General features: G+C 65.1%; 26 protein-coding genes. 11 read left to right on the top strand and 15 right to left on the bottom strand.

Annotated features, from left to right (window positions below; all coding sequences use genetic code 11):
* The first annotated feature begins 17 nt into the window (after positions 1–17).
* Entirely contained in the window at positions 18–2,012 is a 1,995-nt protein-coding gene (locus F600_RS0113255; protein WP_018161111.1) for an ATP-dependent DNA helicase, read from the top strand.
* Here the strand turns inward: F600_RS0113255 and F600_RS31630 are convergent.
* The 4 genes from F600_RS31630 to F600_RS28110 form a co-directional block, all read right to left on the bottom strand.
* A complete protein-coding gene (locus F600_RS31630; RefSeq protein WP_018161110.1) occupies positions 2,009–5,080 on the bottom strand; it encodes a PGRS repeat-containing protein in 3,072 nt (1,023 codons plus the stop codon). The two genes, F600_RS0113255 and F600_RS31630, sit on opposite strands and share 4 nt — an antisense overlap.
* A 251-nt stretch (positions 5,081–5,331) precedes the next feature.
* Positions 5,332–5,808, bottom strand: a complete 477-nt coding sequence (locus tag F600_RS0113240) for a hypothetical protein (protein WP_018161108.1) — start codon at positions 5,806–5,808, stop codon at positions 5,332–5,334.
* Between the two features lie 147 nt (positions 5,809–5,955).
* Positions 5,956–6,945 carry a hypothetical protein gene (locus F600_RS0113235; RefSeq protein WP_018161107.1) on the bottom strand — a complete coding sequence of 330 codons (990 nt, stop codon included), beginning with the start codon at positions 6,943–6,945 and terminating at the stop codon, positions 5,956–5,958.
* A 33-nt stretch (positions 6,946–6,978) separates the two neighbouring features.
* Positions 6,979–7,647, bottom strand: a complete 669-nt coding sequence (locus F600_RS28110; protein ID WP_018161106.1) for an adenylate/guanylate cyclase domain-containing protein — start codon at positions 7,645–7,647, stop codon at positions 6,979–6,981.
* Between the two features lie 229 nt (positions 7,648–7,876).
* Here F600_RS28110 and F600_RS0113225 point away from each other — a divergent pair, with 229 nt between their 5' ends.
* The gene (locus F600_RS0113225) at positions 7,877–9,712 is read left to right on the top strand and encodes a multicopper oxidase family protein (RefSeq protein ID WP_018161105.1); all 1,836 of its coding nucleotides are present in this window, start codon (positions 7,877–7,879) and stop codon (positions 9,710–9,712) included.
* Between the two features lie 3 nt (positions 9,713–9,715).
* On the opposite strand, the gene F600_RS0113220 is transcribed toward F600_RS0113225, so the two are convergent.
* Both F600_RS0113220 and F600_RS0113215 read right to left on the bottom strand, forming a co-directional pair.
* Positions 9,716–10,066, bottom strand: a complete 351-nt coding sequence (locus F600_RS0113220; RefSeq protein ID WP_040631483.1) for a hypothetical protein — start codon at positions 10,064–10,066, stop codon at positions 9,716–9,718.
* A 73-nt stretch (positions 10,067–10,139) separates the two neighbouring features.
* On the bottom strand, positions 10,140–10,715 hold the full coding sequence (locus tag F600_RS0113215; protein ID WP_018161103.1) for an NUDIX hydrolase: 576 nt from the start codon (positions 10,713–10,715) through the stop codon (positions 10,140–10,142).
* Positions 10,716–10,738: 23 nt separating this feature from the next.
* Here F600_RS0113215 and F600_RS28105 point away from each other — a divergent pair, with 23 nt between their 5' ends.
* Positions 10,739–11,350, top strand: a complete 612-nt coding sequence (locus tag F600_RS28105; protein WP_018161102.1) for a class I SAM-dependent methyltransferase — start codon at positions 10,739–10,741, stop codon at positions 11,348–11,350.
* A gap of 1 nt (position 11,351) precedes the next feature.
* Here F600_RS28105 and F600_RS0113205 read toward each other — a convergent pair whose 3' ends face one another.
* On the bottom strand, positions 11,352–12,776 hold the full coding sequence (locus tag F600_RS0113205) for a serine/threonine-protein kinase (RefSeq protein WP_281168306.1): 1,425 nt from the start codon (positions 12,774–12,776) through the stop codon (positions 11,352–11,354).
* A 127-nt stretch (positions 12,777–12,903) separates the two neighbouring features.
* Between F600_RS0113205 and F600_RS0113200 the strand changes: the two genes are divergently transcribed.
* The 4 genes from F600_RS0113200 to F600_RS0113185 are packed head-to-tail and all read left to right on the top strand — an operon-like array spanning position 12,904 to position 14,900.
* Positions 12,904–13,386, top strand: coding sequence for an RNA polymerase sigma factor (locus F600_RS0113200; RefSeq protein ID WP_026306503.1), 483 nt, complete (start codon positions 12,904–12,906; stop codon positions 13,384–13,386).
* Positions 13,383–13,913 carry a hypothetical protein gene (locus F600_RS28100; RefSeq protein WP_018161098.1) on the top strand — a complete coding sequence of 177 codons (531 nt, stop codon included), beginning with the start codon at positions 13,383–13,385 and terminating at the stop codon, positions 13,911–13,913. The genes F600_RS0113200 and F600_RS28100 overlap by 4 nt, the downstream gene beginning before the upstream one ends.
* A 2-nt stretch (positions 13,914–13,915) precedes the next feature.
* Positions 13,916–14,350, top strand: a complete 435-nt coding sequence (locus F600_RS30380; protein ID WP_156024579.1) for a hypothetical protein — start codon at positions 13,916–13,918, stop codon at positions 14,348–14,350.
* A 4-nt stretch (positions 14,351–14,354) separates the two neighbouring features.
* Complete coding sequence (locus tag F600_RS0113185) at positions 14,355–14,900, top strand: carboxymuconolactone decarboxylase family protein (RefSeq protein WP_018161096.1); 546 nt, start codon at positions 14,355–14,357, stop codon at positions 14,898–14,900.
* 63 nt (positions 14,901–14,963) lie between these two features.
* Here F600_RS0113185 and F600_RS0113180 read toward each other — a convergent pair whose 3' ends face one another.
* From F600_RS0113180 to F600_RS0113170, 3 genes are read right to left on the bottom strand one after another with little or no spacing between them, the layout of a single operon-like run.
* Entirely contained in the window at positions 14,964–15,740 is a 777-nt protein-coding gene (locus F600_RS0113180; protein WP_018161095.1) for an MBL fold metallo-hydrolase, read from the bottom strand.
* A gap of 25 nt (positions 15,741–15,765) precedes the next feature.
* Complete coding sequence (locus F600_RS0113175) at positions 15,766–16,194, bottom strand: VOC family protein (RefSeq protein ID WP_018161094.1); 429 nt, start codon at positions 16,192–16,194, stop codon at positions 15,766–15,768.
* A gap of 4 nt (positions 16,195–16,198) precedes the next feature.
* Positions 16,199–16,693, bottom strand: a complete 495-nt coding sequence (locus F600_RS0113170) for an SRPBCC family protein (RefSeq protein WP_018161093.1) — start codon at positions 16,691–16,693, stop codon at positions 16,199–16,201.
* Between the two features lie 168 nt (positions 16,694–16,861).
* Here F600_RS0113170 and F600_RS0113165 point away from each other — a divergent pair, with 168 nt between their 5' ends.
* On the top strand, positions 16,862–17,512 hold the full coding sequence (locus F600_RS0113165; RefSeq protein ID WP_018161092.1) for a DUF998 domain-containing protein: 651 nt from the start codon (positions 16,862–16,864) through the stop codon (positions 17,510–17,512).
* Positions 17,452–18,168 carry an alpha/beta fold hydrolase gene (locus tag F600_RS28090; protein ID WP_156447922.1) on the top strand — a complete coding sequence of 239 codons (717 nt, stop codon included), beginning with the start codon at positions 17,452–17,454 and terminating at the stop codon, positions 18,166–18,168. The genes F600_RS0113165 and F600_RS28090 overlap by 61 nt, the downstream gene beginning before the upstream one ends.
* On the opposite strand, the gene F600_RS0113155 is transcribed toward F600_RS28090, so the two are convergent.
* The gene (locus F600_RS0113155; RefSeq protein ID WP_018161090.1) at positions 18,165–18,779 is read right to left on the bottom strand and encodes a LysE family translocator; all 615 of its coding nucleotides are present in this window, start codon (positions 18,777–18,779) and stop codon (positions 18,165–18,167) included. The two genes, F600_RS28090 and F600_RS0113155, sit on opposite strands and share 4 nt — an antisense overlap.
* An 82-nt stretch (positions 18,780–18,861) precedes the next feature.
* Between F600_RS0113155 and F600_RS0113150 the strand changes: the two genes are divergently transcribed.
* A complete protein-coding gene (locus F600_RS0113150) occupies positions 18,862–19,314 on the top strand; it encodes an Lrp/AsnC family transcriptional regulator (RefSeq protein WP_026306501.1) in 453 nt (150 codons plus the stop codon).
* Positions 19,315–19,365: 51 nt separating this feature from the next.
* Here the strand turns inward: F600_RS0113150 and F600_RS28085 are convergent, their stop codons facing one another.
* The 4 genes from F600_RS28085 to F600_RS0113130 all read right to left on the bottom strand — a co-directional run bounded on the left by F600_RS28085 (position 19,366) and on the right by F600_RS0113130 (position 24,071).
* Positions 19,366–20,034 (bottom strand): RDD family protein, encoded by a 669-nt coding sequence (locus F600_RS28085; RefSeq protein WP_018161088.1) that lies wholly within the window; start codon positions 20,032–20,034, stop codon positions 19,366–19,368.
* A gap of 186 nt (positions 20,035–20,220) precedes the next feature.
* Positions 20,221–22,041 (bottom strand): peroxidase family protein, encoded by a 1,821-nt coding sequence (locus tag F600_RS0113140; protein WP_018161087.1) that lies wholly within the window; start codon positions 22,039–22,041, stop codon positions 20,221–20,223.
* Positions 22,042–22,110: 69 nt separating this feature from the next.
* Positions 22,111–23,433: a cytochrome P450 gene (locus F600_RS0113135; RefSeq protein ID WP_018161086.1), complete on the bottom strand. Its 1,323-nt coding sequence runs from the start codon at positions 23,431–23,433 to the stop codon at positions 22,111–22,113.
* A 44-nt stretch (positions 23,434–23,477) separates the two neighbouring features.
* Positions 23,478–24,071, bottom strand: a complete 594-nt coding sequence (locus tag F600_RS0113130; protein ID WP_156024578.1) for a hypothetical protein — start codon at positions 24,069–24,071, stop codon at positions 23,478–23,480.
* Positions 24,072–24,346: 275 nt separating this feature from the next.
* Between F600_RS0113130 and F600_RS0113125 the strand changes: the two genes are divergently transcribed.
* The gene (locus F600_RS0113125; RefSeq protein WP_018161084.1) at positions 24,347–25,516 is read left to right on the top strand and encodes a PucR family transcriptional regulator; all 1,170 of its coding nucleotides are present in this window, start codon (positions 24,347–24,349) and stop codon (positions 25,514–25,516) included.
* The last annotated feature ends 14 nt before the right edge of the window (positions 25,517–25,530 follow it).

Raw genomic sequence — 25,530 nt, 5'->3', positions numbered from 1 at the left:
ACGGTACCCTCGTCTCCGTGGCTGATCTGCCCGACGTTCCGTCGCTTCTCGCTTCAGCCGTACAGGCTCTTGGCGGTGTCGAGCGCGCGAACCAGTTGACGATGGCTTCCGCGGTCGCCGAATCCATCTCCGCAGAACGTCATCTCGCGGTGCAGGCCGGAACCGGAACCGGTAAGTCGCTCGCCTACCTCGTACCGAGTATTCGGCACGCGCTCGAGACCGCTCAGACCGTCGTCGTCTCGACCGCGACCATTGCGCTACAGAATCAGCTCGTCGACCGCGATCTCCCCCGCCTGGCGAAGGCGCTCGAAGGGCCACTCGGGCGCACTCCGAAGTTCGCGATTCTCAAGGGCCGCAACAACTACGTCTGCCGCAACAAGACCGAGGGCACCGTTCCCGAAGATCCCGCCGAGGAACTCTTCGACGCCTTTGCGATCTCGCGACTCGGCCGGGAAGTCCAGAAACTGCACGCCTGGGCTGCGGAAACCGAGACCGGAGACCGCGACGAGGTCAAGCCAGGTGTCTCAGACCGTGCGTGGCGTCAGGTCAGCGTCAATTCGCGCGAGTGCCTCGGACGTACGCGCTGCCCCTTCGGCGAGGAGTGCTTCGCCGAACTCGCGCGGGCGAAGGCGTCGAAGGCTGATGTCGTCGTCACCAACCACGCGCTGCTCGCGATCGACGCGATCAGCGGTATCCCGGTCCTGCCCGAACACGACGTCGTCGTCATCGACGAAGCCCACGAACTCGTCGACCGCGTCACCAGCGCCGCTACCGCGGAGCTGAGCCCAGGCATGGTGACGATGGCCGCGCGTCGGTGCACGAAGCTCGTCGAAGACGGAGACGTCGATCGACTCGAAGCCGCCGCCGAGGCGTGGGACCAGCTACTCGGCGAGCTCGCCCCGGGGCGTTGGGACGAAATGCCCGACGGCGCCGCCGCGGTCCTCGCGTTGATCCGCGACTCCGCGTGGAACGTGCGCACTGCACTCGCGCCACCCGGACAGTCCGACAAGGGTGATCCCGACACCGCAGCTGCCCGCGGCGTGGCCGTCGCGGCGATCGACGACGTGCACGACGCCGCCGTCCGCGCGCTCACCGCGTTCGACGCAGACCCCGCAGCCCGACGTGACGTCGTCTGGCTCGCGTTCGACGACATGCGCAGCGGTGCCCAGCGTCGAGTCGTTCGAGTCGCGCCGCTCGCCGTCGGCGGCTTGCTGCGCACCCGACTGTTCGAGCCCTCGACAGTCGTTCTGACCTCAGCGACTCTGCAGGTCGGCGGGTCGTTTGACGGCCTCGCGATCAACTGGGGCTTGCCGCCACAGTCCGCGGAAGAGATACCGCCGGGAATGGCGTGGTCGGCGCTCGATGTCGGCTCACCGTTCGATCACCGCAAGGCCGGAATCCTCTACCTCGCGAAGCATCTCCCCCAGCCGGGCCGCGACGGTCTGCAGCCTGCGTACCTCGACGAGATCGAGGAACTCATCACAGCGGCCGGCGGGCGCACCCTCGCGCTCTTCTCGTCGATGCGCGCCGCCCGGGCGGCCGCCGAAGCGATGACGGAACGGCTCAGCACGCCGGTCCTCTGTCAGGGTGACGATTCGATGCCGGCTCTCGTGACTAGGTTCGCCGAGGACGAATCCGCTTCTCTCTTCGGCACTTTGACGTTGTGGCAGGGCGTGGATGTGCCGGGGCGCTCGCTGAGCCTCGTCATCATGGACCGCATTCCGTTCCCCCGGCCGGACGATCCGCTGCTCGTTGCTCGTCAGCGGGCAGTCGAATCCCGCGGTGGGAACGGCTTCATGACGGTCGCCGTCACGCACGCCGCTCTGCTTCTCGCGCAGGGCACTGGGCGATTGCTGCGCAGCGTCGACGACCGCGGCGTCATTGCGGTCCTCGACCCGCGGCTGGCGACCGCACGCTATGGCGGATTCTTGCGGGCATCGCTGCCGCCGTACTGGACGACGACCGACCCCCAACTCGTGCGGAAGGCGCTGCGGCGGTTGGTGGGCGACTAGCCGTTGGTACCCGGGGTTCCCGTGGCGCCCTGGCTGCCGGTTTGCCCAGTGGAGCCCGCGCTGCCGGCGGATCCGCCGTTGTTTCTGAAGGCATCAATGGTACCGCCGGCACCCCCAGCACCGCCAGCGCCCCCTGTTCCTCCGGACCCTCCGGAACCTCCACTGCCGCCTGCTCCACTCGTGATGCCAGTTCCGGCTGCGCCTCCGGAACCGCCAGTTCCTCCAACGCCGCCGGTTCCACCTACTCCACCGTCGCCGCCGTTGCCGGCATTCCCCGCGTTGCCGTCAGAGCCGGTGCCCGTAGTCACTCCATTGCTGTCCGCAATGTTCCCGCCACTTCCACCAGGACCGCCCGCGCTGCCTGTTCCCCCGGTGCCACCGCTGCCGCCCGTGCCGCCGTTGCCCCCGGCTCCGCTTACGGTGCCGCCGCTGCCACCGGCGCCACCGTTACCCCCGGTCCCACCTGACTCGCCCGCCAGGCCAGCTCCACCAGTACCGCCGTCGCCAGCATTCCCGCCATTGCCGGTACCGCCGGCAAAACCTCCGCCGTTCGTGTCGCCGAGGTTGCCGCCGTCGCCACCGACTCCGCCACCTTCCCCACCATTTCCGCCGTTACCTGCGTTTCCACCGTGGCCGGTACTGCCGGCCAGTCCGACTCCGTTGAGGGCGCCAATACCCCCGCCATTGCCGCCGGCTCCACCACCAGCACCGCCATTTCCTCCGCTTCCGGCATTTCCTCCGTTACCGGTCCCTCCACCTTGTCCCGCGCCGTTGTAGAAGTTGGGAATGCTGCCCCCGTTTCCACCGTTCTGGCCGTCTGTTCCGTTGCTACCGTCGCCCGCGTTGGTACCGGTACCAACGCTTCCGGCACCAATGCCCGCGCCGTTGTAGTAATCGTCGACATTCGCGCCGCTCGCGGCGGTGTCGGTCGGTGGCGTCGGGTTAACGGCGTCCGCGCCAGTTCCTCCGGCGCCACCGTTTCCACCGTTTCCACCGTTGCCGCTGGTCCCGAGGCTCGAACCACCATTTCCGCCGTTGCCTCCAGCGCCGCCGATAGTGGTGGTGTCCCCGCCGTCGCCACCGTTACCGCCGTTGCCGGCGCCCGCGGCACCCGTGGTCGAGCCGGTACCACCTGCGCCACCAGTGGCGTCCCCGCCATTTCCGCCGTCTCCACCGGGGGTTCCGTCAGCGCCGTTGCCACCGGTCGCAGATCCGCCGCTGCCGCCGGCGCCGACGAGTCCGGTCGCTCCGGTTGCGCCCGTCGTCCCGGATCCGCCAGTTAATCCGCCAGCTCCAGTGCCGTTCCCGCCCGTGCCGGCAGTTCCGGCCGCGCCGCCGCTGCCACTGAGGCCACCTGCGCCTCCGCCGCCTCCTGCACCGCCGTTGCCGCCAGCACCGCCGACAGCGTTGCCACCGTCTTCTCCGGCTGCCGTCGGGCTGTAGCCGACCGCGGTCCCACCGGTGCCTCCGGTGCCTCCGGTGCCTCCTGTGCCACCGTTGCCTCCGTCGCCCGCAGCGCCGCCGTTTCCAGCGTTTCCACCGGTGCCGAACAGGCCGGCGTTGCCGCCATTGCCGCCCGCTCCGCCGGTGCCGCCGTTTCCTCCGTTTTCACCGTTACCACCGCTGAGTCCATCGGTTCCCTTGCCGCCCAATGCATCTGGGTCACCCGATGTTCCGGTGCCGGTCGTGCCGATCGTCCCGTTCGTGCCTGGGTCTCCTGTGGCGCCAGTCGCTCCGATTGCTCCCGCGCCACCGTTTCCGCCGTCTCCACCATTGCCGACGAGTCCGAGGTTCGAGCCGCCGTTGCCGCCCGCGCCGCCGTTACCACCGGGCGTCGTCGCGTCGCCACCGTTGCCGCCGTCTCCGCCGGTACCGGTTCCGACATGTCCGTTCGTCGCACCTGTTCCAGCTGCGCCTCCCGTGCCGTTACCACCGTTTCCTCCGGCGCCACCAGCAGCGCCGTCCGCACCGTTGCCACCGGTACCGGGACCGCCGTTGCCGCCGTCGCCCATCACGCCGGACGAGCCGCTCGCTCCCGCTGATCCGTTTACGCCCGCGGTACCCACGGTTCCGCTGCCTCGACCTCCGGTGCCAGCGCCTCCGGCCGCACCCCCCGCACCGCCGGAGCCGCCCGACCCACCGGCACCTGCCGCACCGCCTGCGCCGCCGTTTCCGCCAGTTGCGTTGCCGCCGTTGTCGCCTGCCGTGGTCGAGGTGTAGCCAACCGCGATACCGCCGTTGCCGCCAGTACCGCCGTTGCCACCAGTCGCACCAGTTCCGCCGTTTCCGCCAGCGCCGCCGTTGCCACCACTGCCGCCCTTGCCGAACAGGCTGCCCTTGCCGCCAGCGCCACCCGCACCGCCCGCCGTGCCCGCGGTGCCACTGCCACCGGCAGCCCCGTTTGTGCCGTCTCCACCGTTGCCGCCGACCGCGTTCGGGTTCGCTTGCGTGCCATCGACTTCCGTGGCATTGGCGCCGGCGGAGCCGTTCGTACCGGCCGCTCCATTGGTTCCTGCAGTGCCCGAACCGCCGTTGCCACCCGATCCGCCATCGCCCCGGAGGCGACCCGCATTGCCGCCGTTGCCACCTGCGGCGGCCGAGCCCCCGTCGCCACCGTTACCGCCGTTGCCACTGAACCGGCCGCCCGAGCCACCGTTCCCACCGGAGACTCCGTCCGTGGTCGAGTCGTAGCCGTTGCCACCGTTGCCCCGAATCAAGCCACCGTTCTGCCCATCGGGGTGGTCGGCGGTGCCGTCGGCGCCGTTGCACACCAGTCCGCAGCTATTCGACGCAGCGGCCGAGTTAGCCCAACTCTTCGGGAACAGCGACGTCGAGGCACCCGTGAACACAAAGGGCGCACGCGATCGGGGCTGGATGAAGGTCGACGATGCTGTGGCCGTGCCGGTTCCGAACAAGTGGCCGAGCAGCGTGACAGCTGGTGCAGCAGACGCGACGCCCACACTCGGGCCGAACAACAGTCCGGCCGAAACGAGTCCGGTGGTCAGAACCTTCCGTGGTCGGTTCTTGGCGCGCGAATCTCGGCGCGAGCGGGGGGTGGTGGCAGCCATGACGATGCTCCTCGCGACCCGCCGAACAACGTTGTCCGCACCTCAAAGTGATTAAGGCGTAAACCATTTACCCGGCCACCGAACAGTTACCTGAATCGTAAGTCCACGGGAGATCAAAACAAACTAGTTGGTCTTATTTCGCGTGTTTCGGACCCCGTGACTTCATGGACTGCCGCACCATGCGCCTGATCAGGTGCTCGATCTGGAAGCCCATGAACCCGACGACCGCAACCGATGCACTCCGCGGCACCTCATGCAGCGCCGCAGAGGACATCGATGCGGTCGCTGGCGGCTTGCGCGTCCCTCAAACGCGCGGCTTCAGCCGGGTCGTCGTAGGCGACGCCGGCCTGGGCATAGATGGAGATCTCCTGCAGGTCGGACGCGAAGCGCCGGATCTCATCGGCCAGATCACCCGCAGTCGCGGGATCAAGTCGAGTGAGCAGATACAACGCACCGGAAGACATCGCGAGGCGCGAGTTCACGTCGACGACCTGCTCATCCACGCTTCCCGGCACGGCGGTGGCATGGGTTTGCAGGGACACCGCCTTCTTGACGACGGCGAAGTCGCTGCAGGCTCTCGTTTTCAAGTCACCCGTTGCCGGTCCCGCCAACGGCGGTTCAGGCGATCGCGCGCGTAGTGCCCACACGGCCACGGCGATCGCGATCAGTGCTACGACAATCGCGACGGATGCCAATCGGGTCGCCCACGAGGGCGCGGTGTCGGCCATGACCGGATCGTATCCATCCCGTCCGAACTACCCGTCCGGCTTCGACTTTCCCGAACATAGCCGCCGGTGAAGTAGTCGTGCTGATCTCATGCCCGTTGGACGGCCCGCTTCGACAAGCAGTTCCGTCCATCCGGAGAATGTGCGACATCAGTCGCCGAGCAGTTCCCTGACCCGGTCCGACTCGGCGAACCCGCGGAAGCGTCGCCGGATCACCTCGTCCAAGATGCCGTGCTTTTGCGAAGCCGCGATTGCCCGCGGGGCAAACCGCAGCGCTTCCTCGATCATGTCTTCGGCCGTGATGCCCATTTCGAGGAGCAGTTGCGCCAGCGTGTAATTCGCATTCCGCTCGAAGAAGACGTTGATGCCCTCTTCGATCGCGGTGCGCAGCGGGCGAGTCGTGCGCACGTCGCGCAACAACTCGAAGGCGACCAAGAGGAAGTCCTCGATGTCGCTGGCTTCGATCGTGGTCGTCAGCCCGCGACCATCGCTCGACGAATTGATCGCCGCGACGATGTTGTGCGCAATATCAGCCGGGTCGGTCTTGTCGCGTTGGACCAACGTCGCGAGTTGCTCGGCGACCCCATGCAGGATTGCGTCGGCGCGCTGCTCGGCGTCCGGGAGAACCCGCTCGACGATGCCTCCGGTGAGTTGCAGGAAACGACCGAGCCCCTTCGCTTCCACACCGCGATTCTTCTTCAACGCATCTACAGCGGCTTGATACACCAGTGCTGCAGACGACCGCCGAACGAACTCGCTCTGGTAGATCGCGCCGATCAGGCGTTGGAACGCGGGAACGTTCTCGAGTCGCTCGAACGCCTCTTTGACGCCGTTCTCCAGATCGAGGCTCGATTCCGGATCGAACAGTCGGTTATGGATTCGAACGGCGATTTCGGACAGGAGATCGACAAAGGTGTCCTCGAAGCGCCATTCCAGCGCGTACTTGACGGCGACGCCGCGGACCTGTTGCGGGCTCACGACCTCACTGAGCGTGAGCTTCTCCGCGGCAACCATGGCAAGGCGGACTTCTTCGTGGACCCAACGCACGAAAAGCTCACCCGACAGCTGCTCGTTGCAATAGTCCACGAGCGCTTCGAGGAGGGCGGCCGACTTGTCGTCGGGGATCTCGGGTGAATCCACCCCGCAATCCTATGGGCTGATCTTGGCCTCGACTCAGCTTTGTGGGCGGGGCCACGCGAGGCGCGTGAGTTTGCCGCGACCGCGCAGTTCCACGAGTTCGCCAACCTCCCAATGGGCGCGCTCCTCGTCGCGAGCGAAGTTGACGGTGTATTCCGAGGCCACGACACGGCCTTCGTGCTTCTTCGCCAACTCGGTGAGACGCGCGGCCTCATTGACCGGCTGACCGATCACGGTGTACTCGAATCGAGTGCTCGAGCCGATGTTGCCTGCGAGCACAGTGCCCGCGGCGACGCCGATTCCGGCCTGCATCTCGGGATTCCCGACAAGCGCCTCGTGGAGTTCGCGCGCCGCCTTGAGAGAGTCGCCGGCGGCGTCCGCCGAGTATGCCGGAGCGCCGAAGATCACGAGGGCCTCGTCACCGATGAACTTGTTGACGAAGCCGCCGTTGCGCTCGACCACGTCCACGACGATGTCGAAGAAACGGTTGAGCAGGTCGACGACCTGCGCCGGGCGCATCATCGCGACCTTTTTCGTCGAGCCGACGAGGTCGATGAAGAGGACCGCGACAAACCGCACATCGCCTTCCCGATTGGCACCGGAGACCAGTTCGCGCTCCGCCACGTCTTCGCCGACGTGATGTGCGAGCAGTTGCCGGAGTCGGAGGTTCTCAGCTTCGAGTTCATCGATCCGTTCTGCGGTCACGTCGCCAATTGTCGCAGGCTCACCGTCGTCGGTAGGCACGGTCGACGAACGAATGACTTTGTCCAGTTCGTTATTCGCATGACGACGAAACGTGATTCACTTTCGCGGCGATAAGTGAACAACTGCACCACTAGTGATCGTCTTTCCCATCGGTCACACGCGCTTCGCCGTACGCCAATGACGACCAACGGATTGAATGCTGATGAGATCACTGACGAGACGTGAAGCCATGTGGGCGCTCGGAGCCGCCGCGGGTGCCGCCGCAGCCGGAACCGTCGTTTCCTCAGCAGATGCGGTGCCCCTACCCCCGCCGGGCGGACCGATTCCCGACATCGCCCCAGTCCCGGTGTCGCCGCTGGGGTATCACTCCCCGCCGTTGCAGCCGTACGTCGACAAGCTCCCGATTCCCGCGCGACGCGGCAACTCCGGCCAGCTGTCGATGGTCGCCGGCCCGCACAAGTTCCACCGGGACCTCCCGCCGACTCGGGTGTGGGGTTACGACCAGGCCTACCTCGGGCCGACGTTGATCGCGCAAAGCCACGTCACCGCCAATCTGACGGTCACCAACCAGCTCGGTGTCCACCCGCTCGCGCAGCACGTCGACACCACGCTCCACGGCGCCACCGAAGAAGACAAGACGAACCCGCGGTCGAACATCCACCTGCATGGCGGCGTCACTCCCGCGTCGTCGGACGGGCACCCGTACGACACCGTGCGCAACGGCGGAGCCATCACGTACAGCTACCCGCACCGCCAAGAGGCGATGACGCTCTGGTACCACGACCACGCGGTCGGCATCACCCGGCTCAATGTGCACGCCGGTCTTGCCGGTGCGTACTGGGTGCGCGACGAATTCGACACCGGGGAGGCCGGCAACCCGCTTGGCCTGCCAAGCGGCGAGTACGAGATTCCGCTGGTCGTCCAGGACAAGATCTTCCGGCCCGACGGCACCATGGTTCCGCTTCTGTGGTTCTTCCTCCCGACGAACTTCAACCAGGCCGGCAACTACGGCGACGTGGCCTGCGTAAACGGAGTCGCGTGGCCACGACTCGACGTCAAGCGTGGGATCTACCGCTTCCGCTTCGTGAACGGCAGCAACTCGCGCAACTACCAATTCAAGCTGAGCAACGACGCGCCGATGTGGGTCATCGGTAGTGACCAGGGTCTGCTCAATGCTCCGGTCAAGGTCGAAGACTTCGGATCGATGCCGGGCGAACGGTACGACGTCCTCATCGACTTCAGCAACGTGCCGCCGGGCACCCGCATCGTGCTGGAGAACGTCGCCAACAACTCGGTCGGCGACGCCGCGTTCATGATTCAGGCGCTGCCGAACATCATGGAGTTCGTTGTCGGCCCCGAAAAGGGGTTCACCGGCGGAATCCCGAAGCTTCTGCGGGGCGGCCCCGGACTCCCGGCAGCCATCCCGGGCCTCACCAAGCCGGACCGAGTTCGCTCGATGACGATGCTGACGCTCCTCGATGAAGCGCGGCCCCAGAGCGGCGCGCCCGCCATGAACACGCTCAATAACCTGCGGTTCCATACCGAGGACGTCGAGATGGTCCCGTCCGGCTCCGTGGAGCAGTGGAACCTCATCAACAGCACGTTGGTCGATCACCCGATCCACATCCATCTGTGCAAGTTCCGCGTGATCGGGCGTCAGCCGTTCAACTCGGCGGGCTACTTCGGCTCGAACCCGCCACCTGCTGAGGACGGCCGCCGGTGGAACCCTTCGGCCGACAATTACGTCATCGGACCGATGGAACCTCCGGAGCCCGAGGAGGTCGGCTGGAAGGACACCGTCGCGTGCCCGGTCGGCTTCATCACGCGAATTCTCGTGCACTTCCCGTCCCGGGACGAGATGGGATTCGACCCGGACGCGCCGTTCACCGTCAACGAGCCGATCCCGACAACGGGAATGTCGATGCCGGGGATGTCCATGCCTGGAATGTCGATGCCGATGCCGAAGACCACGTCCGGGTCGAAGCAGGCCCAGGGGTACGTCTGGCACTGCCACATCCTCGACCACGAGGATCACGACATGATGCTGCCGATGCGGGTGATGTGACCGCTAAATGACCGTCGGCGCCGGTGGGAAGGACATCGGGAACTCGCCCTTGACGTCGACGATGACGCACGTCGGGTTGCCGCCGGCATTCAGCAGTCGCCAGCCGGGAACAGTGATGAATCGCCCGCTCGACATGTCGGCACGGCTGGCGCAGTATTTGCCCATCTCGGCCTCGGTGGAGAAGGCACAGAGCCAATGGACTCCGCCCATGGATCCCATGTACACGTCTTCGTCGTCGGTTAGTGGCACGAAGAGGGAGGCCTGGCGGAACGCCTCACGCAGCACGGTGGGCTGACCGGCGCCACGGTAGTACGCGCCGATTTCATCCCGCAGAGTCACCAGTCCGTCGATCATCACAGCCCCCCTGACAGACAAATTCATCTGCTTCATCGCCCGGGGAGCGTGCGTGCGTTACGTCTCTCTTCGATCAGTCGAGCGCGACCTCGCGGAATGCGGAAAGGATGCGGTGGGTGAGGCCCCAGATCACCAGGTTGTCGAGGGGTGCCGGCTCGCCGGTCCGGACATTCCACGCCGGCCAGGGACCGACGAGGCGGTTCGGATACCTGATGCGATAGCTCGCGTCGGTGATGATCGACAGCGGAATCCAGTGCGCGCCAGCCACTTCGCGTGGGTCAGGCGAGAACGGCACCGCTTCTGGAATATGGAAGACGACCGGCGTGACGACGCCTTTCATGATTCGTCCGCCAATGTCATCCAGACGACCGACAGCCTCGCCCAGCTCCACTCCGACCTCTTCGAAGGCCTCACGCCGAGCGGTCGCCACGGCGTCCACGTCGGTCGGATCGACCTTTCCACCGGGCAATGCCGCATGCCCCGACCACGGATCGCCGTCATGTTTGGTGCGACGGATGATCGCAAAACGAGGGTCCGCTTCGGCGGTGATGATGAGTGCGGTTGCGGCCTGCAAACCGTGCGAGAGCTCGATCGTGTTCGGGCGGTGGGCCGACACTCGGCGGAGTACGTCATCGAGACTCACGGTCATAAACGTAGCGCTAGGTTCGAGTCATGAATATCGGCGGGCAGATTTTCGCGCACTTCTACGACCGGATCTTCGAGCGCACCGAACGGGCCGGACTCACCGACATGCGTCGGGAACTGCTCAGCTACGCGACGGGCGACGTGTTGGAGATCGGTGCCGGCACCGGCCTCAACCTCTCGCTGTACCCGAAGGCAATCGAAACGCTGACGCTGGCCGAGCCCGAGGGACCGATGCTCAAGCAGCTCTCGCGCAAGGTCGACGGGAGCGTGCTGCAGGTCGTCGAAGCGCCGGCCGAGGAGTTGCCGTTCTCGGTCGAGACGTTCGACACCGTCGTGTCGACGCTGGTCCTGTGCACCGTCAACGACCCGGCCCGCGCCCTCAGCGAAATCCGGCGGGTGTTGCGTCCCGGCGGGAATCTGCTGTTCCTCGAACACGTGCGGGGCGAAGGCTCGATCGTCAAATGGCAGGACCGGCTCAACGGCATCAACCAGGTTGTCGGGCACGGCTGCAACTGCAACCGGGACACCCTCGCGTCGATCCGCGCGGCGGGCTTCACCGTGTTGCGGGTGTCGAACGACAAACTGCCCAAGGCACCGGCGCATCTGCGGCCGCTGATCTGGGGAATCGCGCAGGCGTGACCTAGCGGGTGTCGCTGTCGATGAGCATCTTGCCGCTCTTCATGACGATGTGGAACGTGAGCGACTTGGTGGTGCCGCCCGCGGTCAAACTCGCCAAAGTGACATCGATCGAACCGTCGGACTGGTTCGGACTGGGCACCTGAATGTTCCGGTAGTTGGTGACCCCGTGCGCCTTCCAGTACGTGACGAACTCCTCCTGGGACCCGTAGACCTTCTGGGCGGCCGGAGTCAGCATGTCCCATGACTGGGCGATCGTGGACGAACCAGAGATCAGATTCGAATAGAACGAATCGATCAGAGTGGCAGCCGCGCCACCATTCACGGTGCCGTCGCTTGGCGTCTTGCCGAGGTCCTCGGTCTGCTCCGAACCATTGCCCAAGCCGAGGCCCGCAATGCCGCCGTCCAAGTTGCTGATGCCCCAGATGACACCGCCCAGCGCCACGAGCACGGCGATGACTGCGGCGAGGTATCCGAGCCCGTTTCGACGCTTCGGCTTCACCACGGGGTACGGCTCACGCGGAGTGGCGTAACCGGTGTTTCCCAGCGGTCGGCCGACCGGGATCGGCTGCTGGATGTGAGCCGTTCGTTGGGTGGGCATCACTTGCGTCGCCGTCGCCTTGACCGGGCCCGCGTTGACGAATTGTGCGAGCGCGTTCTCGGTCTCCTGCATCGACGGGCGAGCCCGCGGATCCGGATCGAGTAGTGCGGTCATCAGTTCGGTCGCCGGGCCGGCACGGTGCGGTGTGCTGACTTGCCCGTTGGCTGCGGCATAGAGAATCGCGAGCGGGTTCTCTTTGAGCCCGTACGGCGGCTCCCCTTCGAGTGCATGGAAAAGCGTTGCACCCAAACCGAATACGTCAGAGGCAGGGGTCGGCTCGGCGCCGCGCGCGATCTCCGGCGGGATGTACGCAGCGGTACCGGAGACGAGGCCGGTCGCGGTGAGAGTCGTGTCGCCGACGGCCTTGGAGATTCCGAAGTCGGTGATCTTCACCTTGCCGTGGTCGTCGATGAGGATGTTGCCAGGCTTCACGTCGCGGTGGACCAGCCCCGCTTTGTGCGCGGCGGCAAGCGCGGCGGCCGCCTGACGACCGATCTGCGCCACCTCGGAAAGCGGCAGCCTCGACCGCTTCGCCAGCACCTGCGACATGCTCTTGCCTTCGAAGTACTCCATCACCAGGCACGGATCGCCGTTGCTCTCGGTGATGTCGAAGAACACGATCGCATTCGGGTGCTGCAGCTTCGACGCATTGCGCGCCTCGCGGATCGCACGCTGGCGAATCAGCTCGCGTTCGCTGTCCGGAAGGCTCGGCTGAATGGGGATCTGCTTGATGGCGACGACACGGCCGAGGCGCTCGTCAATCGCGCGCCAGACAACACCAGTACCGCCACTGCCGATCCGTTCGACAAGGCGGTAGTGACCCGCGATTACCTGGCTGGATTCGATGACGTCTCTCCGGTTCTGGTCTTCGATCGTCGATTGTACGGGCCATGCCGGTCAGACTGTGCCCCACGACGCGTTACGGTTGGGCCCGAATCGGCAAAGAAAGAAGGTCATGGCCGAGTTCGCCGACGTCTATCGCACACATGTGACACCGGTGTGGCGATACGTGCGCGCTCACGTGCCATCTGACCCAGATGCCGAGGATGTGACGAGCGAAGTGTTCACGCAGGCCATGCGGTCGTGGCCTCAATACGACTCCACGCGGGGGCCCGTCGCGGCCTGGCTGACGGGGATTGCACGCAACTGTCTCGCGGCCTGGTGGCGTAAGCGAGGTCACGAATTTCCGTTCGACGGAGAGGCAGTCGACTCCCCCGCACCCGATGATCCGGAGGGCATCGTCCTCGCTCGCGCCGGCGCCGAGGATCTCCGCAAGCTCCTCCGGCACCTGACCGCAAAAGAACGCGAAGCCGTCGCGCTGCGCTTCGGATCAGAGATGACCTCGGAGCAGATCGGCGCGGCGATGGGAATCTCAGCGACCGCCGCGCGGATGCTCGTCTACCGCGCAGTCGGCAAGCTGCGGGAGGTGATGAAGTGACACCCGAAGAGTTGGAACACGAGATTTCCCAGGCCTTGGCCGGTAAATCCGCGGATCCCGCGTTGACGTGGCTCGCGTCCGAATTCCGTACCGAACCGCCTGCGCGTCTGCGTCGACGGATCACTCGAATGGTGTGGTTGCGCCGGTGGTCAGCTGCGCAGTGGGCGGCCGCGGTGCTCGGTGTCGTGCTGTTCTGGCACGGCCTCAGCTCGATCGCTCTGGGCCCGTGGATTGCCCAGAACATCGGTGAGCCCTATGCCCCGCACGCCACGCTCGAAGGCGGACTTGCCGCGATGGCAATTGGCACGGTCGCGATCGCGTGTCTCCTGCGCCGCGAATGGCTGCCGGTGACGTTGTTGGCGGCGGTCCCGCTGGGCCTCGCGTACGGCGTGCACGGCATCGGTGAAGTGACCGTCTTCGCGTGGGGCGCGGTCTTCCATCTCACCGAGGGAATCGCCGCGATCGCAGTTCTCTATTTCTGGTGGCGCACGTCACGTTACAGGCGACGGGGTACGCGCAAAGACTAGGTGTGAACACCTTACGAACGGCGATCCCGACCTGGGCTCGGATTGCTTTGGGAATCACCGCAATCCCACACCTCGCGACCGGATTCTGGGCAGTGCTTGCACCCGCCAACTGGTACGCAAACTATCCCGGTTTCGGCGAACCACTGGTTGCGGCCGAGCCACCCTTCAATGCTCATCTCGCGAGCGACGCCGGAGTCGGTTTCCTTGCGGTCGGTGTGTTGCTGCTCCTGGCCGCGATCATCGGGGACCGTCTCCTGACGTTCGTCGCCGCGGCCACGCTGTTCGTGTTCTCCGCACCGCATCTGGTCTTCCATCTGATGCATCGCGTCCCGACCATGAGCACCACCGGATTTCTGACCGGAATCGTCGGGTTGGTGGTTGCAATCATCCTGCCGGTCGTTCTCGTCCTCACCATCAAAGTCACCGAAGGAGACTGACCCCATGCGCGCGCTCAAGAAGATGTGGAAGTACACGAAGGTCATGGCGAAGGCCAAGCGGAATCGCTCGGACATCTTCAAGTGGCTCATCCGCCGGCCGCTGATCGGGTTTGCCTACTTCATCTACGAGGTCGGCCTGATGTTCAGCAACCGGATGGACCCCAAGCTGAAGCAACTCGCGGAGATGAAGGCCGCCGCGATGGTGAACTGCGAGTTCTGCATCGACATCGCCTCTGCCCTCGGCAACGTCTCGGGTATGACCGAGCAGCAGATCCTGGACCTCCCCCGCTACCGCGACAGCGACGCCTACTCCGATGTCGAGAAGCTCGTCATCTCGTTCGCCGAAGCGATCACGCGGACACCGGCGATCAATATCGAGGAGATCCGCGACGAACTCCTCACCCACTTCACCAAGGGTCAGGTCGCCGAACTCGCCGCCGCGATCGTGTGGGAGAACCAGCGTGCTCGCCTCAACCAGGCACTCGGTGTTCGCCCGACCGGAATGGCCGAGGGAATGGTGTGCATGATCCCGGAGCGTCCCGCACAGTAGCCGACGCTCGGCACCCTCATGCTGGAATCCGACGCCGTCGAAACCAGCGTGAGGGTGCCAAGCTTAAGCCGTCTCGCGCGCGTGCTCGTAAAGCTCCGGATCGTGGGCACACACGACCAACATTCGCGGCTCGCGTCGTTGATGCAGTTCCGCCAGCCGCTCCTGATTCGCTCGCAGCGCCGTGAGGTCATAGGCGACGAGCCGTTCCTGAAGAGCGAGCACCGAAGGAACCTTGGGCCGCCCCTCGAGGACGCTCCAGTGGTAGAAGGCATCGCCGGCATGCAGCACCCATCGATGACCCGCGTCGACGGCGATCGCAGCGTGACCGCGGGAGTGGCCCGGCAGAGAAATCATGACGATTCCGGCGAGCAGTTCTTTGGCCGCCGCGAATCCCTGCCACGCCTCACCGGCCGTGTCGTGCTCGACGAGCTTGGCGTTCAATGCCCACCGCGTGTGCTGGTAGCGAGCCCGTTCCATCAACTGCTTCGGCTTGCGCACCGCCTGCGCCTCGGTCGTCGTCACATGCAGCGTCGCATCTGGAAAGTCCGACGCCCCGCCCACGTGATCGCCGTCGAGGTGCGTGAGGACGATATGGCGCACATCGTTCGGGCTGTACCCGAGTCGTTTCAGATGAGCCACCGCCGTTTCATCGCGATCCAGCGTGGGCCGAGAAACGAAACGGATCGGACCGACGCGACTCCCGGGGTGGGCGATGTCGTCGAGTCCGAACCCGGAATCAACCAGCACCAACCCGTCGTCGGTTTCCACGAGCAGGACGTGGCAGACGAGGTGCGCCCCGGGATAGTGCATGGTTCCGCAGTTGAGGTGGTGAACCTTCATAGCCCATTCTGCTTCGCGAGGTCACTCAGTCGAGGCAGAACTCATTCCCCTCGGGATCGGCCATGACGATATGGCCGCCCTGGAGCGGCGGTGCGGGTTCGAATCGCGACAGCCGAGTCGCCCCCAGCGAAACCAAGCGCGTGCATTCGTCTTCCAATGCCGCCATTCGCTCGTCACCCGCCAAACCCGGAGCCGCACGAACGTCGAGGTGAACGCGGTTCTTCGCGGTCTTGCCCTCGGGCACTTTCTGAAAGAAGACCCGCGGCCCGTCCCCCACGATCGCCGACGCGTCGTTGCGCCGCTCGGGTGGCACACCGAAGGCGTCCAGAGCGGCATCCCAGCTGTCGAAACCTGCTGGCGGATCTTGGATGCGATACCCGAGCACCTCGGCCCAGAACTGTGCAAGAGCGGCCGGATCGCCGGCATCGAACGTCACTTGAATTTCGTGGCTCATCAGCTCAAGCGCCGAAGTGCTTCAGGGTGTCGCGCTCGAAGCTCTTGTACAGAACCTTTCGAGTGATGGGCTGCGACCAGCCGAAAGTCGGTCCCATCAAGGGGTTGCCGGCTGCTGCGAAGGTCCACGTGAATCGACACCCGTTTCGGGTCGGCTCGATGCGATAGTCCTCCGCGAACGATTTGAAGGCCGGTACCGACGCATGGGTCACGTAGAAGCTGTGGTGCATTTCCTCGTCGTCCCAGGCGAAGAAGTACTCCTTGAGACGCACGGCGCCCTTGAACGCACCGATCTCCCGCAACGTACCGACACCGTGCGGCGTGGGAGAGGTGTAGTGCCCATTGTGGAGCCGCGAACACCACTTGAGCGGCTCGTTGTTGGTGATCCCCTCCCATACCTTGACCGCCGGCACCGGAAGATCCATGACGAGCGTGTCAATGTGCGGCGCAGTCCGGAAGAACGACTCGTCGACTGGGTCAAGAGAAAACCACGGCGCCATAAACAACTCCTTCGTGTTTCGAAAATCGTATGTCCGCGCGCGAAGGGATCGGGTCAGAAAGCTGCCGATCCACGCCAGGACGGTGCACGCTAGAAGTACGGAGGTTGCAAAATCAGCTCCATCCACGAGTCAACGAAGCCGCCAGCGCGCTCCCGGCAGATCGCCCTGGTGTCGTTGTTGTGTGCCGCCGCGCTCTGCTATTCGACCTGGATTCTCGAATTCGTTCTGTTCGATGTCGAATCTCCGGTCGGGTATGTCAGCGAACTCTCTGCCCGGGGCCAACCGTTTTCGTGGCTGTTCCGGACCGGCGACTTCCTCGGCGGGACTGCTGCCGGCCTGGCGGCGTTGATTGTTCTGCGCCGGCGCCCGACGTCGGTATTCAACACGGTCGCGTGGGTCGGGATGGCCGCGTTCGGTTGGTTCACGGTCCTCGACTCGCTCCTACCGATGTCATGTGCTCCCCATTCGGACCCCGAATGCGCCGCCCGACTTGCCGCGAGCGAACCCCTGACCGACCAGATTCACCTGCTGACCAGCACCGTCTCGACGGGCGGTGCGATCGTGTCGATGCTCGCGTTCATGGTCATCGCCCTCAAACGCCCGGCGCAGTGGCTGGTGTCCCGAATCTGCGCTTTTGCCACGTCGGGACTCATGGTGGTGTCGACGGTGTGGACCCTGGTGGCTGTTGCTCTCGACAGCCTCGGCAAGCCGGCCGATCTCGGAACCGCGCAGCGGGTGCAACTCCTCACGATTACGACGTGGCTTGTCTACGCCGCCGCGACGGCGATGCTCGCAAGGCGGAACCGCGGGGCTCGATGATCGTCGAGGGAACCGGACCCGCAGTCATTCTGTGCAGCGGCTTGGGTGGTCGTGCCCTCGACTGGGACGATGCCGTCAGCCACATCGCGGGCCGCACGGTCATCAGATTCGATCGCCCGGGGCTCGATGGACGCCCCGACGCCGCCGAGCTTCCGACCATCGCCGGCGAAGCCCGGCGCATCGCGGACGTACTCACCTCGCTGGCCGTCGCGAAGGCGGATGTCGTCGGCCATTCGATGGGCGGCTTCTATGCCGAGGGCTTCGCGCGCCTGTACCCCGACCGGTGCGGCCGCATTCTGCTGCTCGATTCGAGCGTCCCGGACCAACGACCGTTCCTCCCCCGGCGATGGCGGCTCGCTGTCGCCGCGTCGGCGGCCCGAGCGGGTGCCTATCTCGGAGCGGTCGTCCGGGAGTACGTCGCCTACCCCGAACTCTGCGACGAGATGCGCCAACTGCGCGAGCGCACACCCCTCACCGTGCCCACGACCGTCGCGATGGCTGACACCGGCCGCCGCAGCTGGTTCGGTCGGCGCTGGATGCGCCTGCAACGCGACCTGGCGCGCGAACTGGACGCCGATTTCACGGTGATCAGCCCATCCCGGCATCGCGTGATGATCGATCAACCGGATGCGGTCGCGACCCTCATCACCGGCTAGGCGACGACGCCCTCAACCAGAAGCAATCCGCCTATGGCGATCATCATGGCACCCGACGTTCGGGTCACCGCTCGCGCCACGACGGGCCTAGCAGCCAACACTGTCCGGGCAAAGGCGCCGACGGCGAGGTAGACCAGGGCGCAGGCGACCGTGTGGAACAGGCCGAAGAAGGCGGTCTGCGCAGCCACCGGCCACGTGTTAGCCGCGACGATGAACTGCGGAAACAACGCGAGGAAAAGGAGCAACGCCTTGGGGTTCGAACCGCTGATCGCCGCGCCCCGCCACATGACTCGCCTTTGCGACACTGCCGGTTCGGCTGCTGCAGCAGGGCATACCGGGCTCCGCACGGTTCCCCAGCCGAGCCACAACAAGTACATCGCGCCGCCCACGCTGAGCGCCGACAGGAACGTTGATGACTGCGCGACGAGGAACGCCAAACCGCCGACCGTGACCGCGGTGAGCCCCACATAACCAACGACCAAGCCAGCCACCGCCGGAATGACCGACCGGTCTCGCAGTCCCACCGCGATCACGTAGGCCCAGTCAGCTCCCGGGGTGAAAACCAGCAGGAGGTCCACCGCCACGAAGGCCATCAACGTGGTCGTATCCATGCATGGAAGACTATTTCCGATCAGCCCGAAGGTGTTTTCATAGTTACCCCGATCAGACGCCATCTGTAGAAGAATCTTTGCCATGGACGGGCTAGATCGGAAGATTCTTACCGAACTACAGCTGGATGGTCGACTTACCATTACCGAACTGGCATCGCGCGTGCAGCTCAGCGTCTCGCCGTGCCATCGCCGGCTGCGCGATCTCGAGAGCTCCGGCGCGATCCGGCGCTATCGCGCGGTGGTGAATGCGGCGGCGGTCGGCTTGAACTTCGAAGCGATCGTCTTCGCGACGCTGCGTTGGGAACACCGGGACACCGTCGCGACGTTCGAGACCGCAGTCGAGGCCATCCCCCAGGTGGTCCAGGCTCAGCGCCTGTTCGGTGAGCCCGACTACCTCCTTCGGGTCGTCGCCCAAGACTTGGCCGCCTACCAGCGTCTCTATGACGAACAACTGGCGAAGCTGCCCGGGGTTCAGCGCATCAGCTCAACCCTCGTGATGAAGCACCTGATCGAGGATCGGCCACTACCCCACTGACGGAAAGTCCCCGCACCTCGACGAGGTGCGGGGATCCACCAACTGCTGGCGTCAGGCGGTCTTGACGACCCGCGTGCCACCCGCGAAGTGATCGTGCCAACCCTGCCGCGTAGGGCTCTGGTTGATGGTCACCGCGATGTAGATGTAGGCCGCGAGCAGCGCGAACGCGCCGACAAGCGAGAGCAGCCAGCCGATCAACGGGATCAGCCCGCCGACGGCGTAGGTCAGCGGCAGGAAGACATAGAAGCAACGCTTCGCGGCTTGCTCGAGCGTCGGGTTCGCGCCGGTCGGACCTTCGACCTTGAGCTTCATGATCTGCATGCCGAACGTCTGGCCGCGCTGGTGCTGCAGCAGTACGAAGTACGCGGCTTGGGCGGCGATGACGACGAGCCAGCCGATGAACGTGATGACGGCGATGACCGCGAACGATCCCGACGCGAAGCTCACCACCCCGACGATGGCGATGACGATCCACGACACAACCCACAGCAAGACGCTGTCGATGAGGAGGGCGAGGAAGCGGTCGAGGAGTTCGGCCGGCTGTCCAGCACCGGGAGTGGGACGCGGCGCGAATCCGTTCTGCGACTGTCCCGGATAGAACGGCGGTGGCGGGTTTCCACCGGGCTGCACGCCGGGCGCGCCCCATTGAGGTTGGTAGGACGCACCGAAGGACTGCCCGCTCGGCGGTGTCATGTTCGGGTCGAATGCACTATTGGTCATGAGTGATTCCTTCTGTTGTCAGTCTGCACTGGCGATCTTGAACGTCGGTAGTGAAGACATTGACACCGCGAAGCCGCCGCAACTACCGCCCCTAGGGGTGGGCGGATACCCACCACGGCTGTGAGCTAGGACATACGAAAGTCCCCGCACCTCAACGAAGTACGGGGACTTTCAGTCAGCTAGGACTCAGATGTCCCAGGGCATGTACGCCTTGACCGTGTCCGCGAGGCGGACGATCGGGTTCGGCTTGCCCGGCACCGGAGCACCGAGTTCGGCCCACGGCGCGAACATGCGGTCTGCGTTACCGATGACCGGCTCGAGCTCCGGGTAGTGGCGCAGCAGCACGTCCTTCATGCCGTTGTTGTTGACCCAGTCGAAGCCGACCTTCGTGTAGACCTCCGGACGGAAGTCCTTGGTGAAGAACCGGTCGCTCTTGAGTCGGCGCGAAGCCATGACGATGAAGATGCGGAACGCGGTGTCCGAGAAGCCGAAGCCCTTCGGCGGCATTTCCGCCTGCATACCGATCTGCAGGTCGACGCTGTCGATGTCGCCCTTGTACACGTCGGCGATCTCGCGGGCCCACTGCTTGTTCGGGGTGATCTCGTCGAACGTCTTCCGACGCGGCATCCGGAGAGCCTCGCGGAAGTCGTTGTAGCGCGGGACTCCACGCTCACGGTCGCGGACGATGTCGAGCGTTGCGAGGTCGGTGACCTGACCATCGACGCGCTTGAGGTTGCGCAGCGCGTTCGGGTAGTTGTGCAGGCACACCGCACCGGCGCTGGCCTTACCGATCGAGTACCACTGGTCGCCCAGCGGCATGCTGTCCATGAAGCCGCGGGTGTGACTGCCCTGGAGCTCGGTGAAGTACGCCGACGACTTCAGCTCTCCACTCTCGAGCGAGTAGAAGTCCCAGTCGTCCGGGACCAGCGGGTGCATGCGGTACACGGACACGAACTCTTCGGTCAGGGAGAACGGCGCCGAGTGGTGGTCGGTCGACGAACCCACGATGCCCGACAGTGCTTCGCTGTCGCCGACGCGGCCGAGCTTGTCCTTGAAGGTCTCGCCGAGGGCGCCGTACCAGTTGGCGTTCATACCGATCTGCAGCGCGGGGTGACGCAGGACGGTGGTGGTCCACTCCACGGTGTGGATCTTGGCGATCAGGGCCGAGACAACGAGGACACCGAGCTCGTACAGACGCTGGTCGTTGAGTTCGGGGTATGCCTTCTTCAGCTCGCCGACGACGTGGTTGTGCTCACGCGAGAACAGCGTGTGGAGAAGACCCGGGCCGAACCAGTAGTTGTCCTGGAATCCGGTGAGGTCGACACCAGGGGTGTCGCTCTTGAACAGCCGGCCATCGTCGTCGACCTTGATCTTGCCGTCGACGAACGTACGCATCTTATTGGTCCGGTCGATACCCGACCCGTAGATCTGCGAGCCGTCCCACCAGTGGGTTTCCTGGTTCGCGAAGACCGGAGCCGGCTTGCCGTCTTCGATCTCGCCGCCGTGCATCGGGATGGTTTCCCGGATGCGCATCGGGTTCTCGGGGAAGTCGTCGCCGTCCTTCAGCGGGATCTCGATGTTGCGACCCTCGATGCCGTCGCCGTGGAAGAACCAGTTGTGGTTCTCGAACTGCAGCCACGCCGCACCGAGTGCGTTGAGGATGCCAGCCGGTTTGAAGGTGTCGCGAGCCATGAGCGTGCGGCTGATGACGCGGGGGTCGGGATCGAGGAGACGCTTCTTGTTGACGATGGTCTTCTCGATCGGGACGTTACGGCCGAAGCCGGTTCCGCGGGCACCCATGTGCGGGCAGCCGCCGAGGTCGTTGTACGTCCCTTCCGGGGTCCGTGCCACCAAGGCCTCCGCCGGGGCTTCCTTCGGAAGGCCATTCTCGGGACGGATGTCCGGCGCCTCGAACAGGTTCTTCTCGCGCAGGTCGTCACGGGCTCCGGACAGCGCCTTGAGCTGCAGGAGCAGGCTCGGGTTCTCGTACCACTGACGGTCGCTCATTGTGTTCTTTCCTTCTCGGGGGTGTGGGCTAGTGGGGCTGATGTTTCTGGTCGGCTCCGCCGACGGTGTCTAGACGGTCGGGGTCAAACCGACGGTGGTGGTGAAGTGGTTGAGGGTGTACGGCAGCGGCTTGCCAGGGTGGAGTTCGCTGCCCTGGTCTTCCAGGCCGTGGTTCTGCAGGAGCCGGGCGAGTACCGCCTGACCCAGGAAGATCGAAAGGCCGGCGCCGGGGCAACCCTGCGGTCCGTGGCTGAAGAAGTTGAATCCCCAGTCCTTGCCGGCGTCGCCCTTGCTCCACTCGTCGGGGGCGAAGCGGTCGGCGTAGTCGATCCGGTCGCCGTTGCGGTGGTTGAAGATGTTGTGGATGACTACGTCGGTGCCCGCCGGAACCGTGGCGCCGCCGGGGAACGTGACGTCCTCGAGGGCAACTCGGGCCAGCATCGGCGTGGTCGGCCACAGACGCATGGCCTCGTAGATGCAGCCGGCGAGATAGTCGAGCTTCGCGACCGACTGCGGGTCACTGAGGTCGGCGGCGGCGATCTCTTCCTTCGTGAGCGTCAGCTTGACCGGGTGAGTCGCCAGCAGCGCAAGCGTGCGCAGCAGGTTCGCCGGCAGCGTGTCGCCCATCGCGAACAGCCAGTGGATGACCTGGCCCTCGACCGGGCCGTAGATCTTCCCGGGTGCATCGGCGATCAAGGCGACGAGGCTGTTCGCCTCGGGCTCCTTGGTGTACCGAGCGATGCAGTGCAGCAATTCCGGGTACTGCTCGCCGACCTTGCCCGGCGTTCCGTTCGCCTCCGCCATCAGCGACTGCAGGATCTCGGTGAGCTGCTTGTCGCGGGCCGCGGCCTCGCCAAGCACAACGCGACGGGTCAGACGCTGGAAAGACTCGTTGATGTCCTCCCAGGTGATCGTGCCCTTGGCCGCAAGCTGGTCCGCCTCGTCGTACGCGACTTCGAGGAACCGACCGGCGAACGGGTGCAGCGGCTTGCCGGTGGCGAGGACGTGCTCGGCGAACGAGCGGCGGCCCTCCCATTCCGGCGACCGCGACAGCGTCAGCGAGTCCGGCTGGAACACAACCATTCCCGCCTGCTTCTTGGCCGGGTTGGACGCGAACTTCGACGGCGAACCGTCGAGAACGAACTTGATGTCCTCGGGGTCGGTCACCAGGATGCTGTTCGCCGCGGCGACCCGGACGTAGAACGGACCCGGGCCGTACTTGCGCACGAGGCCACGAATGGTGTCGAACCCGCGGCGGTCGACATCGAGAAAGTTCGCGACCTTGACCGGTCCTTCCTTACGGCTGAAGAGGCCGGTGATGGCGTTGGGGGCGGCTGCGGTCGCGGTGAACTGAATCCCCTCGATAATCGACGCGCTTGGCGGGGTAACCATCCGTATTTTCCTTCCAGGGACTGTTGATTGCTGCGTGCTCAGGGCTACTTGGTACGCAGTGCGAAGTAGCCGATGCGGGCGAAGTTGCCTTCCTTACCGGGGAGTGCCGGCGTGCGGAAGAAGATCTTCCCGAGGTAGGTGCCCGGGACGAGTTCGACGAGTTCATCGCGAATGCTGCGGATGAGCAGCGCCGGGTTGCTCGCAACCGACTCGTAGTTGATGACGAGGACCGGAACTTCTGGGTCTTCCTTGCCCGCCTCGGTGAACGTCTCGAAATCGAACGCGGCCTTGCCGTCGGCGCCCGACTTCATCGAGTAGAGCGGCCACAGGACCTTGCCGACGATCGTCGAGGAGTCGGTCATACGGTTCTCACCGGTGCTGGTGGCGGCGTCGAAGCTCTTGCCGCGCCACGGCATCCAGTTCTTGGTGAGGGCGGTCGCGAAGGCGTCGAGCGCTGGGTTCGTCGTGGTGGCGACGAGCATGCCGTCAGTCGGCCCGTTCAGGCCGGTCGGAGTGGTGCCGCGAGCGAACAGGTCGTTCAGCGCTGCAGCAGCACCGTCTCGATCGTGGGTGGCGCGAATGCGGAGACGATCGATGAGCTCCCAGGCGTCCTGGGCGGCTTCGACCGGCTCGGTCACGGCGCGCTCCCGAAGAATGGAAAGGATTTGATCTGCAGACGCACCGCCCGGAATGTCGGTAATGAACGGTTCTGACATGAAAGCGGGACCTCCGATTTAGTGGCTGCTCGGATTGGTTGGGGCGTCTCGCGATTCCCACTCAACCAGAGCTTGTTGATATAAAAATTCTCTTTTGCGCAGGTCAGAAGAACCATGTGTGTGGGAACAACGTTGACGGGGTTACACGGTGACGCAGAACAACGGCCTCACGCGCGCGCGGGTCATAAGGTGAGCCCATGAGCAATTCCGACCAGGAAATCTCCGCGTTCGCCACCGAGTTGTTGGCGCGCGCGGACGAACTCGGCGCACAGGCCGCAAAATCGATCCTTCGCCAGGTCGAGTTTTACGGGGCGACCAACGCGATCGACCTCGAAGAACTGCAAACCAGCGTCACCGCGAATATTCGCTATGTATTCGCGACACTCGCCGGTCACACGGACTTGGAAATGTCGGCCGCGATTGCGACCGGAATCAACCGAGCTCGCGCCGGAATGCCACTACACGCGGTCATGACGGCGTACCGCGCTGCGATCCGCAAGGTCTGGAAAGACGTCAGCGGCGAGATCCGCGAACGACTCCAGGTGACAGCTGACACCTTCCTCGAAGCGACCGAGCGCGTCGTCACGGCGACGGATGCACTCATCGACGCGATGGCCGGCGCCTATTCGAAGGAACAGTCCGCCCTCGTACGCGCCGAGGACGAACGACGAAACGCACTCGTCAACGGCCTGCTCTCCGGAACCATCGTCGACCGGAAAGCGGTGTGGGAGATCGCGGATGTGCTCGGCCTCCCGACGTCGGGCCCGTACGTCGCGGTGTGCGTCGCGTGCGCGGAAGTCGGAAAGACGCCGATGCCGGGTATCTCCAACGAACTTCGAACGCTGAACATCCCGTCGGCGTGGCAGCTCATGCCGGACAGTTACCTCGGCATTGTGCGCCTGCGGAACAAGGCGCAACGCGACGCCGTGGTCGAGGTACTCAAACGGCTCGCAACGACGAGCGTCGGAGTCAGCTCGATCTACTCGGACCTCACGCGAACATCGGACATCGTTCGCTTGGCGCGGATCGCGGGCGCCGGAAGGAAGGCCGGCCCGTCGGTCACGGTCTTCGACTCCGCTCCCCTCGCGATCGCCGCCGCGAGCGACCCCGAGGTCATGCAGACGATTTCCGCGGGTGTCTTCGGTGGATTGCCCGACGATGAGCGCGACATGCTCCTCGAAACCCTCGAAGCCTGGATCTCGACCGAGGGATCCGCTCAGGACGCGGCCGCGCAGTTGTACTGCCACCCGAACACGGTCCGCCACCGCATGCACCGGATCGAGAAGTACACCGGCAAGAGCTTCAACAATCCGCGCCACGTGGCCGAATTGTGTCTGGCTTTGGAGGTCGTGCGCCGATTCTCGTAGGCGTCACTGGCGGG

This window comes from Smaragdicoccus niigatensis DSM 44881 = NBRC 103563 (assembly GCF_000380645.1).
Classification (GTDB): Bacteria; Actinomycetota; Actinomycetes; order Mycobacteriales; family Mycobacteriaceae; genus Smaragdicoccus; species Smaragdicoccus niigatensis.
Note: the sequence above shows the minus strand (reverse complement) of the source record. Positions and strands in the feature narration are given on the sequence as shown.

Excerpts from the sequence above, each read along its gene's own strand:
- F600_RS0113200 (WP_026306503.1), top strand. The coding sequence starts at position 12,904 with ATGGCCGAGTTCGCCGACGTCTATCGCACACATGTGACACCGGTGTGG.
- F600_RS31630 (WP_018161110.1), bottom strand. The coding sequence starts at position 5,080 with ATGGCTGCCACCACCCCCCGCTCGCGCCGAGATTCGCGCGCCAAGAAC.
- F600_RS0113220 (WP_040631483.1), bottom strand. The coding sequence starts at position 10,066 with ATGATCGACGGACTGGTGACTCTGCGGGATGAAATCGGCGCGTACTAC.
- F600_RS0113175 (WP_018161094.1), bottom strand. The coding sequence starts at position 16,194 with ATGAGCCACGAAATTCAAGTGACGTTCGATGCCGGCGATCCGGCCGCT.
- F600_RS0113135 (WP_018161086.1), bottom strand. The coding sequence starts at position 23,433 with ATGGTTACCCCGCCAAGCGCGTCGATTATCGAGGGGATTCAGTTCACC.
- F600_RS28085 (WP_018161088.1), bottom strand. The coding sequence starts at position 20,034 with ATGACCAATAGTGCATTCGACCCGAACATGACACCGCCGAGCGGGCAG.
- F600_RS0113140 (WP_018161087.1), bottom strand. The coding sequence starts at position 22,041 with ATGAGCGACCGTCAGTGGTACGAGAACCCGAGCCTGCTCCTGCAGCTC.
- F600_RS0113180 (WP_018161095.1), bottom strand. The coding sequence starts at position 15,740 with ATGAAGGTTCACCACCTCAACTGCGGAACCATGCACTATCCCGGGGCG.
- F600_RS28105 (WP_018161102.1), top strand. The coding sequence starts at position 10,739 with ATGAATATCGGCGGGCAGATTTTCGCGCACTTCTACGACCGGATCTTC.
- F600_RS0113225 (WP_018161105.1), top strand. The coding sequence starts at position 7,877 with ATGTGGGCGCTCGGAGCCGCCGCGGGTGCCGCCGCAGCCGGAACCGTC.
- F600_RS0113155 (WP_018161090.1), bottom strand. The coding sequence starts at position 18,779 with ATGGATACGACCACGTTGATGGCCTTCGTGGCGGTGGACCTCCTGCTG.
- F600_RS0113150 (WP_026306501.1), top strand. The coding sequence starts at position 18,862 with ATGGACGGGCTAGATCGGAAGATTCTTACCGAACTACAGCTGGATGGT.
- F600_RS0113185 (WP_018161096.1), top strand. The coding sequence starts at position 14,355 with ATGCGCGCGCTCAAGAAGATGTGGAAGTACACGAAGGTCATGGCGAAG.
- F600_RS0113215 (WP_018161103.1), bottom strand. The coding sequence starts at position 10,715 with ATGACCGTGAGTCTCGATGACGTACTCCGCCGAGTGTCGGCCCACCGC.
- F600_RS0113240 (WP_018161108.1), bottom strand. The coding sequence starts at position 5,808 with ATGGCCGACACCGCGCCCTCGTGGGCGACCCGATTGGCATCCGTCGCG.
- F600_RS0113125 (WP_018161084.1), top strand. The coding sequence starts at position 24,347 with ATGAGCAATTCCGACCAGGAAATCTCCGCGTTCGCCACCGAGTTGTTG.
- F600_RS0113170 (WP_018161093.1), bottom strand. The coding sequence starts at position 16,693 with ATGGCGCCGTGGTTTTCTCTTGACCCAGTCGACGAGTCGTTCTTCCGG.